General features: G+C 64.9%; 15 protein-coding genes. 10 read left to right on the top strand and 5 right to left on the bottom strand.

From position 1 onward, the window contains the following. The first annotated feature begins 28 nt into the window (after positions 1 to 28). Genes mshL through AC6H42_RS11540 form a run of 3 tightly spaced genes read left to right on the top strand, consistent with a single transcriptional unit; the run spans position 29 to position 4,025 of the window. Positions 29 to 1,813: a pilus (MSHA type) biogenesis protein MshL gene (mshL, locus tag AC6H42_RS11550; RefSeq protein WP_057154662.1), complete on the top strand. Its 1,785-nt coding sequence runs from the start codon at positions 29 to 31 to the stop codon at positions 1,811 to 1,813. Next, positions 1,813 to 2,703, top strand: a complete 891-nt coding sequence (locus AC6H42_RS11545; RefSeq protein WP_497548088.1) for an ExeA family protein — start codon at positions 1,813 to 1,815, stop codon at positions 2,701 to 2,703. Before mshL ends, AC6H42_RS11545 begins: the two co-directional genes overlap by 1 nt. Beyond that, on the top strand, positions 2,700 to 4,025 hold the full coding sequence (locus AC6H42_RS11540; RefSeq protein WP_082551716.1) for a tetratricopeptide repeat protein: 1,326 nt from the start codon (positions 2,700 to 2,702) through the stop codon (positions 4,023 to 4,025). Before AC6H42_RS11545 ends, AC6H42_RS11540 begins: the two co-directional genes overlap by 4 nt. A 49-nt stretch (positions 4,026 to 4,074) precedes the next feature. Here AC6H42_RS11540 and AC6H42_RS11535 read toward each other — a convergent pair whose 3' ends face one another. From AC6H42_RS11535 to AC6H42_RS11525, 3 genes are all read right to left on the bottom strand, one after another. Then, positions 4,075 to 5,073 carry an HD-GYP domain-containing protein gene (locus tag AC6H42_RS11535; RefSeq protein WP_057154771.1) on the bottom strand — a complete coding sequence of 333 codons (999 nt, stop codon included), beginning with the start codon at positions 5,071 to 5,073 and terminating at the stop codon, positions 4,075 to 4,077. Positions 5,074 to 5,098: 25 nt separating this feature from the next. Continuing rightward, positions 5,099 to 6,277: a pyridoxal phosphate-dependent aminotransferase gene (locus tag AC6H42_RS11530; protein WP_497548087.1), complete on the bottom strand. Its 1,179-nt coding sequence runs from the start codon at positions 6,275 to 6,277 to the stop codon at positions 5,099 to 5,101. Positions 6,278 to 6,370: 93 nt separating this feature from the next. Beyond that, the gene (locus AC6H42_RS11525; RefSeq protein WP_057154658.1) at positions 6,371 to 6,808 is read right to left on the bottom strand and encodes a putative toxin-antitoxin system toxin component, PIN family; all 438 of its coding nucleotides are present in this window, start codon (positions 6,806 to 6,808) and stop codon (positions 6,371 to 6,373) included. Between the two features lie 37 nt (positions 6,809 to 6,845). On the opposite strand from AC6H42_RS11525, the gene yaaA reads away from it, so the two are divergent. Next, a complete protein-coding gene (yaaA, locus tag AC6H42_RS11520) occupies positions 6,846 to 7,616 on the top strand; it encodes a peroxide stress protein YaaA (RefSeq protein ID WP_057154657.1) in 771 nt (256 codons plus the stop codon). An 87-nt stretch (positions 7,617 to 7,703) separates the two neighbouring features. On the opposite strand, the gene AC6H42_RS11515 is transcribed toward yaaA, so the two are convergent. Then, a complete protein-coding gene (locus tag AC6H42_RS11515; protein ID WP_497548086.1) occupies positions 7,704 to 8,525 on the bottom strand; it encodes an outer membrane protein assembly factor BamD in 822 nt (273 codons plus the stop codon). Between the two features lie 64 nt (positions 8,526 to 8,589). Here AC6H42_RS11515 and AC6H42_RS11510 point away from each other — a divergent pair, with 64 nt between their 5' ends. Both AC6H42_RS11510 and pgeF read left to right on the top strand, forming a co-directional pair. Next, positions 8,590 to 9,663, top strand: a complete 1,074-nt coding sequence (locus AC6H42_RS11510; RefSeq protein WP_057154770.1) for an RluA family pseudouridine synthase — start codon at positions 8,590 to 8,592, stop codon at positions 9,661 to 9,663. Further along, entirely contained in the window at positions 9,663 to 10,472 is an 810-nt protein-coding gene (gene pgeF, locus AC6H42_RS11505) for a peptidoglycan editing factor PgeF (RefSeq protein ID WP_057154655.1), read from the top strand. The genes AC6H42_RS11510 and pgeF overlap by 1 nt, the downstream gene beginning before the upstream one ends. Before the next feature lie 17 nt (positions 10,473 to 10,489). Here the strand turns inward: pgeF and AC6H42_RS11500 are convergent, their stop codons facing one another. Next, on the bottom strand, positions 10,490 to 10,699 hold the full coding sequence (locus tag AC6H42_RS11500; protein WP_057154654.1) for a hypothetical protein: 210 nt from the start codon (positions 10,697 to 10,699) through the stop codon (positions 10,490 to 10,492). Between the two features lie 38 nt (positions 10,700 to 10,737). On the opposite strand from AC6H42_RS11500, the gene phaC reads away from it, so the two are divergent. The 4 genes from phaC (at position 10,738) to AC6H42_RS11480 (ending at position 15,525) form a co-directional block, all read left to right on the top strand. Next, the gene (gene phaC, locus AC6H42_RS11495; protein WP_497548085.1) at positions 10,738 to 12,480 is read left to right on the top strand and encodes a class I poly(R)-hydroxyalkanoic acid synthase; all 1,743 of its coding nucleotides are present in this window, start codon (positions 10,738 to 10,740) and stop codon (positions 12,478 to 12,480) included. 183 nt (positions 12,481 to 12,663) lie between these two features. Then, positions 12,664 to 13,218 (top strand): polyhydroxyalkanoate synthesis repressor PhaR, encoded by a 555-nt coding sequence (phaR, locus tag AC6H42_RS11490; protein WP_057154652.1) that lies wholly within the window; start codon positions 12,664 to 12,666, stop codon positions 13,216 to 13,218. A 115-nt stretch (positions 13,219 to 13,333) separates the two neighbouring features. Beyond that, positions 13,334 to 13,723, top strand: coding sequence for a PAS domain-containing protein (locus tag AC6H42_RS11485; RefSeq protein WP_057154651.1), 390 nt, complete (start codon positions 13,334 to 13,336; stop codon positions 13,721 to 13,723). After that, the gene (locus AC6H42_RS11480) at positions 13,720 to 15,525 is read left to right on the top strand and encodes a putative bifunctional diguanylate cyclase/phosphodiesterase (protein WP_497548084.1); all 1,806 of its coding nucleotides are present in this window, start codon (positions 13,720 to 13,722) and stop codon (positions 15,523 to 15,525) included. The genes AC6H42_RS11485 and AC6H42_RS11480 overlap by 4 nt, the downstream gene beginning before the upstream one ends. Positions 15,526 to 15,572 lie beyond the last annotated feature (47 nt).

Below are 15,572 nucleotides of genomic sequence, written 5' to 3'. Positions count from 1 at the left end.
AAAAGTGCGACCAAACCGAGTAGAACACATGCAAAAACTCATACACATCGCTTGCGCCATCGGCGCCGCCGCCAGCCTGGCGGCCTGCCAGAGCCAGATCGCCGCGAAACGCGACACTTATGAGGAGATCAGCAACGAGGTGCGGCAGGCCGCGGCCAAGTCGCCCAAGCAGGCGGCCGCGCCGGACGCGGTGGAATCGGCCCTGATCCCGCCGCTGCCGGCGCTGGCTGCGCAGCTGCCCAAGGCGCGCGCGGTGCTGGACGAGCGCTTCAACGTGGCCTTCAACCAGGTCCCGGTGCAGCAGTTCTTCAACTCCATCGTGGCCGGCACCCGCTACAACATGCTGATCCATCCTGAAGTGAGCGGCACCATTACCGCGCACCTGAAGGACGTGACGCTGTTCGAGGCGCTGGACGCGGTGCGCGAGCTGTACGGCTACGACTACAAGGTGGAGGGCACGCGCATCTACATCCGTCCGCTGACCATGCAGACCCGCATGTTCAAGGTCAACTACCTGACCGCCAACCGCAAGGGCAGCTCGAATGTGCGCGTGTCGTCGACGTCGGTCGGCACGGTCGGCGCCACCACCTCCGGCCAGACCGGCAATGGCAGCAATAACGGCAGCAACCAGGGCAATGTGCCGCAGCCGGCGCAGCAGGGCAACCCGGTGCAAACGCAGCGCGACGCCAGCAACGTCACCACCACCTCCGACACCGATTTCTGGGCCGACCTGAAAGAAGCGCTGACGGCGCTGATGGGCGGCGTGGCGGACGGCCGCAGCCTGGTGATCAGCCCGCAGTCCGGCGTGATCGTGGTGCGCGCCATGCCCGAACAGCTACGCAATGTGGACCAGTACCTGAAAGCCACCCAGCTGGCGGTGGAGCGCCAGGTGATCCTGGAGGCGAAGATCCTGGAAGTGCAGCTCAACAGCGGCTTCCAGAGCGGCATCAACTGGGCCTCGTTCGCGTCCTTCAAGACCGGCCACGACAACCGCGTCTCGGCCGGCTTCCTGCAGCCCGGCTCGGCGCTGCAGCCGCTGCCCTTCCAGGGCGGCCAGCCGCCCACCATGACCACCGGCGCCGGCCTGGCCGCCAGCACCGGCTTTGCGCTGGCCAATGCCGCCAACAACGCCGGCTCGCTGTTCGGCCTGGCATTCCAGACCAGCAATTTCGCCGCCATGATTTCCTTCCTGGAGTCGCAGGGTTCGGTGCACGTGCTGTCCAGCCCGCGCATCGCCACCATGAACAACCAGAAGGCTGTGCTGAAGATCGGCACCGACGAGTTCTACGTCACCGGCGTCAGCACCACCACCAATTCCAACGCCACCGGCAACACCACCAGCCCCAACGTGACCTTGCAGCCGTTCTTCTCCGGCGTGGTGCTGGACGTGACGCCGCAGATCGACGACGACGGCAACATCATGCTGCACGTGCACCCGTCGGTCAGCCAGGTCACCACCGTCAACAAGGTGGTCAACCTGGGCAGCGCCGGTTCGTTGAACCTGCCGCTGGCAGCATCGAGCACGTCCGAGATGGACAGCATGGTGCGTGGCCAGGATGGCCAGATCGTCGCGATCGGCGGCCTGATGCGCCAGTCCTCCACCAACGACCGCTCGCAACTGCCCGGCGCCGGCGACCTGCCGGTGGTCGGTGCGCTGTTCCGCAATACCGACCAGCAGACCCAGAAGCGCGAACTGGTGGTGCTGATCAAGCCGACCATCGTCGATGGCGCCGCCAGCTGGACCCAGGACATGCAGGACGCCAGCGGCCGCATCGAGAAGCTGGACCCGCGCCGGCCTTCGGAGCGCCGCTGATGTACCAGTCCCACTTCGGCCTGCGCGAGGTGCCTTTCAGCATCACGCCGGACACCAGCTTTTTCTTCACCAGCCCGCATTCGCAGGAGGCGCTGAACACGCTGCTGGTGGCCGCCCGGAGCGGCGAAGGCTTCATCAAGATTACCGGCGAGGTCGGCACCGGCAAGACGCTGCTGTGCCGTAAGTTCCTGGCCACCCTGGGCGAGGAATTTGTCACCGCCTACATCCCGAATCCCTATCTCGAACCGCGCACGCTGATGCTGGCCCTGGCGGACGAACTGGAGCTGACGCTGGCGCGCGACGTGGACCAGCACCAGCTGCTCAAGTCGATCAATTACCGGCTGCTGGAACTGGCTGGGCAGGGCAAGCAGGTGGTGCTGTGCCTGGACGAAGCGCAGGCCATCCCGGTGGAGAGCCTGGAGGCGCTGCGCCTGCTGACCAACCTGGAGACGGAAAAGCGCAAGCTGCTGCAGATCGTGCTGTTCGGGCAGCCCGAACTGAACGCGCACCTGGAAAGCCCGACCATCCGGCAACTGGCGCAGCGCATTACCTTCCATTACCACCTGGGCGCGCTGTCCAGGGATGACCTCGATTACTACCTGGCGCACCGCCTGCGGGTGGCGGGCTATGCCGGCGGACGGCTGTTCGGCCACAGCGCGGTGCGCCAGCTGTATGCGGCCACCGGCGGCATTCCGCGCCTGGTCAACATCATGTCGCACAAGGCGCTGATGCTGGCTTACGGCGAAGGACGGCAGCAAGTGGAGAGACGCCACGTGGCGCTGGCTGCGTCCGACACCGTGGCGGCGCCGCGTGCGCGCTGGCCGTGGTTTGCCGGTGCGGCCGGATTGGCGCTGGCGGCCTGCGCACTAACCTGGGCGTTGATCAAATGAGCCTGATAAATAAAATGCTGCAGGATCTGGACGCGCGCGGCGGCGCACAGGCGGGGCGCGGCAACGTGCCGCAGATGCGCCCGGTCTCCGCTGGCAGTCAGACAGGGCGCGCAAAGATGGCGGCCGGCGCCGGGCTGGCCGTGGTGCTGCTGGCCGCAGGCGGCTGGCTCGGATGGCGCTATCTTCAGCGCCCGCCCGCGCTCACGTCTGGTACTGCGCCATTTGCGGCGCCTGCGGCCGCCATGCCCACGCAGGCGGCTGTCAACGCGGGGCCGCCGAACGCGCAGGGCGGCGCCGTGCAAGCGGACGCCGCCGCCGTGCATGCGGCGCCGGGCCATGCGGCAGTGGCCGCGCAGCCGGCTGCGGCGACGCCCGGGGCGGCGAATGGGGCAGCCAAGGGGCAGGCCGCGCAGCCGAATACGGCCCGCCTGCTGGCCGTGGCCCGTCCGATCCCGGTTGCACCGGCGGCCGTGCCTGCCGATGCCGGCGACGCCACCGCCAACTTTACGCGCCGACCACAGCGTACGCAGGCGGAGGAAAAGAGCGCGGCCCAGCTGGCGGCCGAACTGAAAGCAGCCAGAAAGCAGGCACGGCAGGCGAAAGCCGAAGCCGAGCGCCTGGCGGCAGGCGGCCGTGCGGCGGAGCGTGCCGCTGCAGGAACCGCCGCCGCTGCGCGCACGGTGAAAGCAGACGGCAAGCCCGTGCGCGGCGCGGACATCGCCATCCAGCCGGGCACCGGGGGCGTCACCGTCACCTCGCAGCAGCAGGGCGAAAACGCCTACCGGCGCGGACTGGCTGCCTTGCAGGAGGGCCGCGTGCAGGAGGCGCTGGCGAATATGGAGCAAGCCGTGTTCCTCTACCCGCGCCACGACACCGCGCGCCAGACCCTGGTCGGCCTGCTGATCGAGAACAAGCGGCACGAGGAAGCGATGCGCCATTTGCAGTTCGGCCTGGGCCTCGATCCCAAGCAGCCGCAGATGGCCATGATCTTGGCGCGGCTGCAGATTGAAAAGGGCGGCCCGGCGATTGAAACCTTGCAGCGCAGCCTGCCTTATGCGGCCGGCAACGGCGATTACCTGGCCTTCCTGGCAGGCGCATTGCAGCGGGCGCAGCGCAACCGCGAGGCGGCGGAGCAATATCAGGCCGCGCTGCGGCTTCAGCCGCAGAACGGCGTGTGGTGGATGGGACTGGGGATTTCGCTGCTGGCCGAGAAGCGCAACGCCGAGGCGCAGGAGGCGTTCACGCGCGCCAGGAACAGCGGCAACCTGTCGCAGGAACTGCAGAGCTTCGTCGAGCGCAAGCTGCAGCAGCTGGCGCGCTGAGGGACGGCGGCCCATGCAGCGGCACTGCTAAGCCGCCATTGCATGCGGCCTACAAGCTCGCCTGCTCGCCCCAGATCTGTTTCATGCTGAAGCGTACGTCGGCCTGGTCCTCGCTGAGGACTTCCGCAATCGCGCATTCCGGATCGCTGGCGCGGCGCAGCGCCTGGCTCAAGCCGCTCGCGTCGCGCAGCGATTTGCCGCTGGCGTCGCGCAGGCAATGGATGTGGATGTCGCCGCCGCCGTCGCGCTGCATCACCACGCCCACTTCGCCGTTTTGCAGCCGCACCAGCGCCCCCGGCGGGTATTTGCCGATCTGGCTGATGAACTGGTCCGCCAGCAGCGGGTCGCTGACCCGCGCCGGGTCGCCCAGCAGGTTGTGCAGCGCCTTGTCCGGCAGCACCGAACAGCGGTAGTTGCGGGCCGATACCTGTGCGCAGTAGCGGTCGGCCAAACTGATCAGGCGCGCGTTCTGCGTGATGTCGGCGCTGGTGCGGCCTTCCGGGTAGCCGGTGCCGTCGTCGTTCTCGTGGTGCATCAGCACGCAGGCGATCCATTCCTCGTCTTCCACGCCCGCGTCGCGCAGCAGGCCCACGCTTTCCTCCGGGTGGCGCCGCACGATGGACATTTCCTCGCTGGTCAGGCTGGAACTTTTGTTGAAAGTGTTCTGGTGCCGCAGCATGCCCACGTTCATGGTCAGCGCTGCGGCGGTAATGACCAGCAGTTCCTCGCGCGTCTTGCGCATGCGCTGCGCCACCAGGGCGGCCACGATGGCGGTTTCGATGCAATGGCGCACCGCGTACGTGCCGGCGATCTGGCTCAGGAAGATGCAGGCCAGCGCCACGTCGTGGTTCAGTTCCACCGCGGCCATCACTTCGCGCGCGATGGCCAGCAGCTCGCTCTGCGCATTGGCCTCGTTGCGCAGATCGGCCAGCAGCTTTTCCAGCCGGCGGTTGGATTTGTTCAGCGCGTTAAGTACCGAAGGCCGCGCCATGGCGAGGTTGCTGTTGTCGCCCAGGACGATGTCTTTCAAGCTGCTGTACTGGTTCATGATGGTCCCCGTGCCGCCGGTCTTCTTATATGCCGGCCAGGCGTTCAAGCGCCAGGGCCAGTGTGTCGTCCTTCTTGGCAAAGCAGAAGCGCACGATGCCCGACTCCTTGCCCTGCTGGTAAAACGCCGAAACCGGTATCGCCGCCACCTTGATCTCGGTGGTCAGCCATTCCGCGAACTGCGCTTCCGGCATGTCCGAAATGGCGCCGTAGCGCACGCACTGGAAATAAGTGCCGTCGGCCGGCAGCAGCTCGAAGCGGCTGCCTTGCAGGCCATTGCGGAAGATGTCGCGCTTGCGCTGGTAGAACGCCGGCAGGTCCAGGTAGGGCGCCGGGTCGGCCATGTAGCCGGCGATGCCGTGCTGCATGGGCGTGTTGATCGAGAACACGTTGTACTGGTGCACCTTGCGGAACTCCGCCATCAGCGCCGCCGGCGCTGCCACGTAGCCGATTTTCCAGCCGGTGACGTGATAGGTTTTGCCGAAGCTGGAAACGACGAAGCTGCGCGCGGCCAGGTCCGGGTGGCGGCAGATCGACTCGTGGCGCTGGCCGTCGTACACCATGTGCTCGTACACCTCGTCCGACAGGATCAGCACATTGGTGCCGCGCACGATGTCGGCCAATGCCAGCATGTCCGCTTCGCGCAGCACGCTGCCGGTGGGATTGTGCGGGGTGTTGATGACGATCATGCGGGTTTTGCCGCTGACGGCAGCCTGCACCTTGTGCCACGGCACGCTGTAGCCGGCCGCGCCCACTTCCATCTGCACCCGCACGGCCACGCCGCCGGCCAGTTCGATGGCGGGCAGGTAGCTGTCGTATGCCGGTTCGATGACGATCACTTCCTCGCCCGGATGGACCGCGCACAGGATGGCGGTGGTCAGCGCCTGGGTGGCGCCGGCGGTGACGGTGATCTCGGCGTTGACGTCGTATGCATGGCCGTAGTGCGCGGCAATCTTGGCGACGATGGCCTGCCGCAGCACCGGCGCGCCGGTCATCATCGGATACTGGTTGAAGCCGGAGCGCATGGCGTCGGTCACCATATCGACCAGTGTCGGCTCGCAGGCGAAGTCGGGGAAGCCCTGGCCCAGGTTGACGGCGCCGTGTTCGGCGGCCAGCGTGGACATGCGGGTGAAGACGGTGGTGCCGACGGCCGGCAAGCGGGTGGTCAGGACGGGCGTTGCAGGCGGAATTTGACGGCTGTTCATAGGGCGTTGGCGTAAGAATGCGTTTGCTTATTCTAGCGCAGGCGCCCTGGTTCGGTGTTGCTCAAAAGCCCGCTATTTTATTGCACGGGAGGTTCAGGCCTCCAGTGTCCACGCTTCCGGCACCATCACCTTGAACATGCCGGCCTTGGCCAGGCGCTTGCCCAGTTTCAGCAGCGCCTTGTCCTTGGTGATGAGGATGGCCGCGCCGGCGTCGCGCGCCAGTTCCAGGAATTTCTGGTCGTCGCGGTCGGTGCACACCGGCAGGCGGATGCCCGACTCCGGCGGCGCCACCACCTTGATCAGCTGGTCGAAGCGCGCCGCGCTCAGGGGACGGCTGTCGTCGTCCAGCGGCAGGTGCTGGTAGTGCAGCACCACCAGGTATTCCTCGCGGCAGTCGGCGCGCGTGATGGCTTCCACGGCGCCGCTTTCGATGGCGGACAGCAGCGCCGCCCAGCGCGGGTCATTGAAGACGAACAGGTCGAGGCAGACATTGGTGTCCAGCACGATGCGTTTTGGCGAAACAGGTATCATGTCGGTTCTTGATATGAAGTAAGTATTCTTAAAATTTATGCTGATAGTGCTTTCGCCCGCCAAAAGTCTCGACCTGGAGACCCCTCCGACCACCAAGCTGCACACCCAACCCGATTTTCTCGACCATTCCGAGCAGCTGATCAACCGCCTGCGCGAATATTCGCCGGCCGAGATCGGCGAACTGATGGATATTTCCGATGCGCTATCCTCGCTGAACGTGGCGCGCTATGCCTCCTGGACCAAGGATACGTCCGAAGCGCGGCAGGCGGTGATGACGTTCAACGGCGACGTGTACGACGGCCTGGCCGCGCGCACGCTCACGCCCAAGCAGCTTGACTACACCCAGCGCCGGGTGCGCATCCTGTCCGGCCTGTACGGCATGCTGCGCCCGCTGGACCTGATCCATCCGCACCGGCTGGAGATGGGTACGCGCCTGAGCACGCCGCGCGGCAAGGATTTGTACACCTTCTGGGGCGACACCATCGCCGATGCGCTGAACCAGACAGCGGAAGAGCAGGGCGCCGAGGTGCTGGTGAACCTTGCCTCGGAGGAATATTTCAAGTCGGTCAAGCGCGCCAGGCTGGGCATGCCGGTCATCACGCCCGTGTTCGAGGACTGGAAGAACGGCAAGTACAAGATTATTTCGTTCTATGCCAAGCGCGCGCGCGGCCTGCTGGCGCGCTACGCGGCGGTGAAGAACATCACCAATCCGGAAAAACTGAAGGCCTTCGACGTGGACGGCTACGCCTTCGACAAGCAGGATTCGGACGAGCGTACCTGGGTGTTCCGGCGCCGCGTTGCGGACTGAGCCTGGCGGCTTGCGGCGTCCCGCCTGACCCGCCCTACAGCGGCACGCAGGGCGGGCTGGACGCGCAGCGTCGTATCCCGCCCGTCCTTAGCCCCAGAGTTTCCACCACTGGCGTTCTTTTTTCACGCCTTCGTCGAGGAATTTGCTGTTCGGGTAGTTCTGCTTGAACACGCGCAAGGCGTCGTCGTGCAGTTTGACGTTGCCCATTTTCTCGTAGCCGCGGATCATGATGAACAGCGCTTCCTCGATCGACGGCGAGTCGCGGTAGTCGCTGATCACGCCCATGGCGCGGTTCACGGAGGCCAGATAGGCGCCGCGGCGGTAGTAGTAACGCGCCACGTGCACCTCGTAGGAGGCCATCGCGTTGATCAGATACTTCATACGGTCGATCGCATCCGGCGTATACTGGCTGTCCGGGAACTTGTCGACCAGCGCTTTAAACGCTGCGAAGGCTTCGCGGGTGGCTTTCGGATCGCGCTCGGTGGGGTCCTGTTCGTAGATGAAGTTCAGGAAACCGATCTGGTCGTTAAAGCTGATCAGGCCGCGCAGGTAGTACATATAGTCCACGTTGGCGTGATTGGGGTGCAGCTTGATGAAGCGCTCCACGGCGGCCAGCGCCTGGGCCTGGTCCTGCGCCTTGTAGTTGGCGTAGGCGATTTCCATCTGGGCTTGTACTGCGTACGTACCGAACGGATAGCTCGATTCCAGCCTTTCAAACAACTGAATTGCGCGCTCGTAGTGTCCGCCTGCCAATTCCTCCTTGGCCTCCGAGTATAATTTCGTAGCGGACCAGCCTTTGGTTTCATCTGCCTTTTCCGGCAGCAAGCTGCAGCCGGAAAGGCCAAGCAGTGCGAAAGTTACTGCGGTTGCTGCTGCTTTTGCTGCGATAGCCGAATATTTTTTTTGCATGTTGTTTTGCAAGAACGTTTAACCAAGATTGTACAACTGGCTGATTATAGCCGATGGGAATGCTGTGATTTTAACTAATAACGAAATAGACGCCGACTTTGATGCTGACTTCCTGGGCGAAGACGAGGCCGGCGACGCGCTGGCCCCTATCGTACTCGAATTGAGCCCCGAAGCGTGCGGCGAACGCCTCGACAAAGTCATCTCCAAGCTGGTGCCCCAGTTTTCGCGCGGCCGCCTGCAGATGTGGATCGAGGACGGCTTCGTTACCGTGGACGGCAAGACCTCCAAGACCAAGGCCACCGTGTATGGCGACGAGAAGGTCGTCATCCTGCCGCAGCCGGACCAGGAAACCGAGGCTTACAAGCCGGAAGAAATGGACCTGGACATCGTCTATGAAGATGAGCACTTGATCGTGGTCAACAAGGCGGCCGGTGTGGTGGTTCACCCGGGCAACGGCAACTGGAGCGGGACGCTGCTGAACGGCCTGCTGCACCATTGCCCGCAACTGATCGGCGTGCCGCGCGCCGGCATCGTGCACCGGCTGGACAAGGACACCAGCGGCCTGATGGTGGTGGGCAAGACCCTGGCCGCCCAGACCGACCTGGTGCGCCAGCTGCAGGCGCGCACCGTCAAGCGCGAATACTGGTGCCTGGTGTGGGGCACGCCGCAGTCCGGCGGCACCATCAACGCGCCCATGGGCCGCCACCAGAAGGATCGCGTCAAGATGGCCGTGTCCACCGGCCTGGGCGCCAAGCCGGCCATCACGCACTACGAGCGTATCGAGTCGGGCGTGCTGGACGGCCGTCCGGTGAGCCTGGTGCAGTGCCGCCTGTCCACCGGCCGCACCCACCAGATCCGCGTGCACATGGCCCACCTCGGCTTCCCGCTGATCGGCGACTATGTGTACGGCAAGCCGCACCTGACGCACTTCTTCCCGCGCCAGGCGCTGCAGGCGCGCCGCCTGGGCCTGATCCACCCGGCCACCGGTGAGGCCTGCGAATGGCGCGTGCCGCTGGCCGACGATTTTGCCGAGCTGCTGGACAAGGTCGGCATCCACAATCCCGGCCTGGGCGACGTGGGCGGCGACATCGAAGACGACTACCAGGAAGACGACTTCGACTACGGCGACGACGACTGATGACAGTCTTCAGGCCATCCCTCCAATTGCTGGTGCCCGAGTGGCCGGGCCTGCCGCCCAATATCGGCACGCTGGCCACCACGCGGCGCGGCGGCGTCAGCCCGCCGCCTTATGACGACGGCCAGGGCAGCGGCGGCCTGAACCTGGGCATCCATGTCGGCGACCAGCCCCACAACGTGGCGCAGAACCGCGCGCTGCTGGCGGCCGAGTTGCCGGACGAGCCGGTCTGGCTGAACCAGGTGCACGGCGTGGCCGTGGTGGACGCCGGCAAGGTGCGTCCCGGCCAGGTGCCGACGGCCGACGCCAGTATCGCGCGCGTGCCGAATACGGTTTGCGCTATCCTCACGGCCGACTGCCTGCCGGTGCTGTTCTGCGACACCGCCGGCACGGTGGTGGCCGCGGCGCACGCGGGCTGGCGCGGCCTGGCCGATGGGGTGCTGCAGGAAACCACGCGCGCCATGCGCGACGCCGGGGCGGGGGAGATCATGGCCTGGCTGGGCGTGGCCATCGGCCCGGTGCGTTTCGAAGTCGGCAACGACGTGCTGCAAGCGTTCCTGAAGCAGGCCCAGCAAGCGGAGGACGCGGCGGCAGCCGAGGCGCTGGTGCGGGCGGCGTTCGCGCCCATTCCGGCCAAGCCCGGCAAATACCTGGCGGACATGTACGCGCTGGCGCGCGCCATCCTGCGGCGCGACGGGGTGACCCGCGTCGCGGGCGGGGAATACTGCACGGTGTCGAATTCCGGCCGTTTTTATTCCTACCGGCGCGACGGCGTGACCGGAAGGCAAGCGAGTTTGATCTGGATCAAATAACGTGCGGCCGCCTGGCCTTAGGCTTCGGGGGGCTGCTCGGGCGGCGCCGGGCGTGCGTCGCGTTCTGCGCGCGCACGCTTGCGCCGACCCGAACCCGTTAAATAGAATAGTATTCCCAATGGCAACATGCAATACAGCGAAAACGTCATAATCCCGGCAACCACGGTAGGTTCGGTGAACGCCATCAGCAGCACCACGTAGATCCAAGCAACAGCGACAATCAGCATAAGCAGTCTCGGTAAAAAACTCTTTTTATGGACTAAACATGAAATTGCCCGATCCTCAAGCCTTTGCCACCTCCTGGATGTCGCAGTTCAGCGACCCCGGCCAGTGGCAATCCTGGTTCAACATGGTGCCGGACGCCCAGTCCAACCCGGTGGGCGCGATCCTGCGCGACGCCGGCGCCACCATCAAGCCTGACACGATCGAGCAACTGAAAAACGACTACCTCGAGCAATTCGGCGCGCTGTGGCAGGAAGTCCTGTCGGGCAAGGCGCCGTCGCTGAGCGACCGCCGTTTCTCCTCGGCCGCCTGGCAAAGCAACCCGGTAACCGCTTTCAATGCCGCATCATACCTGTTAAACGCGAAGTTCTTGACCGCGATGGCCGATGCCATCGACGCCTCGCCGCACCAGAAACAGAAAATCCGCTTTGCTGTGCAGCAAGTGGTGGATGCCATGTCGCCCGCCAACTTCCTCGCCACCAACCCGGAAGCCCAGCAAAAGCTGGTGGAAAGCAAGGGCGAAAGCCTGACCAAGGGCCTGGCCAATATGTTGGCCGACATGCAGAAAGGCCACATCTCGCTGTCCGACGAGTCCGCCTTCGAAGTGGGCCGCAACCTGGCGCTGACGCCGGGCCAGGTGGTCTACGAGAACGACCTGTTCCAGCTGATCCAGTACACGCCCACCAGCGCCAAGGTGCACGAGCGCCCGCTGCTGATGGTGCCGCCTTGCATCAACAAGTTCTACATCCTCGACCTGCAGCCGGAGAACTCGGTGGTGCGCTACGCGGTGGAGCAGGGCAATACCGTGTTCCTGGTGTCGTGGCGCAATCCGGACCAGTCCATGGCCAAGGTCAGCTGGGACGATTACGTCGAGCGCGGCGTCATCAACGCGGTCGGCATCGTCAAGGAGATCAGCGGCCAGGACAAGATCAACGCCTTCGGATTCTGCGTCGGCGGCACCCTGGTCAGCACCGCGCTGGCCGTATTGGCCGCGCGCGGCCAGCAGCCGGCCGCCAGCCTGACCTTGCTGACCACCTTCCTCGACTTCGCCGACACCGGCGTGCTGAACGTGTTCGTCGACGAAACCCAGGTCCAGCTGCGCGAGCAAAGCCTGAAGCACGGCGGCCTGATGCCGGGGCGCGACCTGGCCACCACCTTCTCCAGCCTGCGTCCGAACGACCTGGTGTGGAACTACGTGCAGTCGAATTACCTGAAGGGCAACGAGCCGGTGCCGTTCGACCTGCTGTACTGGAACGCCGACAGCACCAACCTGCCGGGTCCGATGTTCTGCTGGTATCTGCGCAACACCTACCTGGAGAACAGCCTGAAAGTGCCGGGCAAGCTGACCGTGGCGGGCGAGAAGGTCGACCTGTCGGCCATCGACGCGCCGGCGTTTGTATACGCTTCGCGCGAAGACCACATCGTGCCGTGGACCTCCGCCTACAGTTCGCTCAGCATCCTGAACCCGAAAAAGCCCAAGGCCAACCGTTTCGTGCTGGGGGCGTCCGGCCACATCGCCGGCGTGATCAATCCGGCGTCGAAAAAGAAGCGCAACTACTGGATCAATGACGAGGCCACGCCGAAAACCGCCAAGGCCAAGCGTCCGGAAGCCGAAGAGTGGCTCAGCGGTGCCAGCGAGCATGCCGGCAGCTGGTGGCCGGAATGGGCCAGGTTCCTGGCCGAGCACGGCGGCAAGGATATCGACGCCCCCGCCCAGCCCGGCAACGCCAAATACCGGCCGCTAGAGCCGGCCCCGGGACGCTATGTCAAGATGAAAGCGGACTGAAGGAAAGCGAACTGGGCCGGACTAGTGTTTTAGTTGCGTTGCAATAAAACACGAAAGTTATAAGCCGGAACGTGCTGATGAGATTTTTTCACTCTATAATAGGCTTATAAGGCTTGTGAAAAAGCGGACCTGGTTCGCTTTTTTTTCGGATTAACGCGCTGCGGCGCAATACGTGGACTTGTGATGAGTAGTGCAAAAAAAAATGCGGAACGCTTGATCAAGAAATATCCCAATCGCCGTCTGTATGACACGCAGACCAGCTCCTACATCACGCTGACCGACGTCAAGCAACTGGTGCTGGACAACGAAGAATTCACGGTGGTCGACGCGAAATCGAACGAAGACCTGACCCGCAGCATCCTGTTGCAGATCATCCTGGAAGAGGAGGCCAGCGGCGTGCCGATGTTCTCCACCGGCGTGCTGGCACAGATCATCCGCTACTATGGCCACGCCATGCAGGGCATGATGGGCTCTTACCTGGAAAAGAACGTGGAAGCGTTCACCGACATCCAGCGCAAGTTCACCAGCGCCTCGCTGGACGGCAAGCCGTTCAGTCCGGAAATGTGGACCCAGTTCATGAACGTCCAGGGCCCCATGATGCAGGGCATGATGAATAACTACATCGACCAGAGCAAGAGCCTGTTCGTGCAGATGCAGGAGCAGATGCAGAACCAGAGCAAATCGCTGTTCGGCACCTTCCCCTTCGTTATACCGGTACCTCCTACCGACAAGAAATAATGTCCCCAACCCGGCGCTGCCGGGTTTTTTTTTACGCGGGCGTCTGCTTCGCCACCTCGCTGGCCGGCATGTTAGAGTGGACTATGCCGTTTCCCGTCGGTAAAGGAGCTGAAATATGACGATGCAAGCAGATGCAGGGTTTGACGATCCAGGCTTGGCCGAACGGCTGGAGGCCATGGACGAGGCGGCGCTGGACGCGCTGCAGTTCGGGGTGATCGGCTTCGGCCGGGACGGCCGGGTGCTCCGCTACAATACTTTCGAATCGCAAGCCGCTGGACTGAGCCCAGAGAGGGTGCTCGACAAAGACCTGTTCAGCGTGGTGGCGCCCTGCATGAACAATTTTCTCGTGGCGCAGCGTTTCGCTGACGCGCTTGACGCTGGCGAGGCGCTCGACGACACCATTCCCTACGTGCTGACGCTGCGCATGCGGCCGACCAAGGTCCGGCTGCGGCTGCTGTCCGCCCCGCAGGCGGCGCTCGCTTACGTGCTGGTCCAGCGCCTATGACGGGCCATGAGGCCGACAGCGCCTACGAGAGCCTGATCCAGTTTCTATACAGCGCGCCGGTGGCGCTGATCCAGCTGCAGCCGAACGGCGAGATCGAAATGCTCAATCCGATGGCCTCGCAGTTGCTGATGCCGCTCGCGCCCGATGGGGACTTGAGCAATCTGTTCCATGTGCTGCAACCGTTCGCGCCGGACTTGCAGCCGCTGTGTGCCGGCTTCGGGGGCGCGCACGGCGTGGTCTGCGAAGGCAAGCGCATCGTCCTGCAGCGCGATGCCTTGCGGCCGGATGGCGGGCGCGGCCAGTCCGCGCCTGCCGTGCTGTCGCTGGGCTTGCTGAAGGTGGACGGCAGCCGCCTGATGGCGGTGCTGCTGGACGCCACCCACGAGGTGCTGCGCGAACAGCGCACGCTGGCCACCCGGCTCGCCAGTGCGGCGCGGCAGGATGTGCTGACCCGGCTGCCCAACCGCGCCGGCGCACTGGACCTGCTGCGCGGCATGGTCCGGCGTGCGCGAACGCCGGCCGGCGACCATGGCGCCGTCCTGTCCATCAACCTGGACCGCTTCAAGCAGATCAACGCCACCTTCGGCAACGATGTGGGCGACCAGATCATGGTGCTGGTCGCCGAGCGCCTGCGCGCGACCGTGCGCTCCAGCAGCCGCGTGGCGGCACTGGCTGCTGCTGCCGAAGTGGCGGCCCGCACTGGCGGCGACGAGTTCGTTGTACTGCTGGACGGCCTGCCGGAGCGGGCCACCGCCGAAAGCATCGCCAATCGCTTGCTGGACCGCCTGAGCCGGCCCTACAGCGTGGCCGAGCATGAGCTGACGTGCACCTTCAGCATCGGTATCGTGCTGCTGGACCAGGACCAGGACCAGGATCGGGAGGGCAACGAGGATCCCGACGGGCTGTTGCGTGACGCCGCCATTGCCATGGGCGTTGCGAAGGCACAGGGTGGCGGCCGCTGCGCCTTGTTCCAGCGCCGCATGCGCGAGGAGGCGGTGCTGCGCGGCGGCATCGAGGCGGATCTGCGCAACGCGGTCGAACGCGGCGAGTTGTTTACCGTCTACCAGCCGGTGGTTGGCCTGCTGGCCGGTGGCGCCATCGACCGTGCCGCCGGCGTGGAGGCGCTGGTGCGCTGGCGCCACCCGGTGCGTGGCGTGGTGGGGCCGGTGGAGTTCATCGGCATTGCCGAGGACTGCGGCCTGATCGGCGCCATCGGCGAACAGGTGCTGGCCATGGCATGCGCCGACTTCGTGCGCTGGCAAAAACAGCTGGGAGAAGCGGCGCCGCGCCTGCTGGCAGTCAACCTGTCGCGCGCGCAGCTTAGCCAGGAGGGCTTGTGCGACAGGGTGGCAGCCATGCTCGCCGCCAGCGGCATGGCGCCGCAGAGCCTGCAACTGGAGATCACGGAGAGCCTCGCGGCGCAGGGCGAAAACGTGCGCGACCAACTGCTGGCGCTGAAGGCGCTGGGCATCAAGCTGGCGCTGGACGATTTCGGCACCGGCTATTCGTCGCTCTCGAGCCTGCATCTGCTGCCGGTGGATACGGTGAAGATCGACCGTTCCTTCATCACGCTGGCCGCCACCAGCCGGCACCACGAAGTGCTGATCGAGGCCACGGTGAAGGTGGCGCGCAGCCTGGGCATGAACACGGTGGCCGAGGGCATAGAAACCCCGCAGCAGGCGGCGGTGGTGGCTGCCCAGGGCTGCGACAAGGGCCAGGGCTATCTGTACAGCCGGCCGGTATCCAGTGCCGCCATCGAAGCATGGCTGGGCGGGGCCGGGCAGGGGGCTGGGCCAGCCTGAGATGGGGAAGGCCGGGAGGCGGCAATAGGGTATAATGTTCGATTGGT

The sequence above is a fragment of the Massilia sp. NBRC 108631 genome, assembly GCF_059704565.1.
The sequence above is the reverse complement of the archived record's forward strand: the minus strand, read 5'-3'. Positions and strand labels throughout refer to the sequence as shown.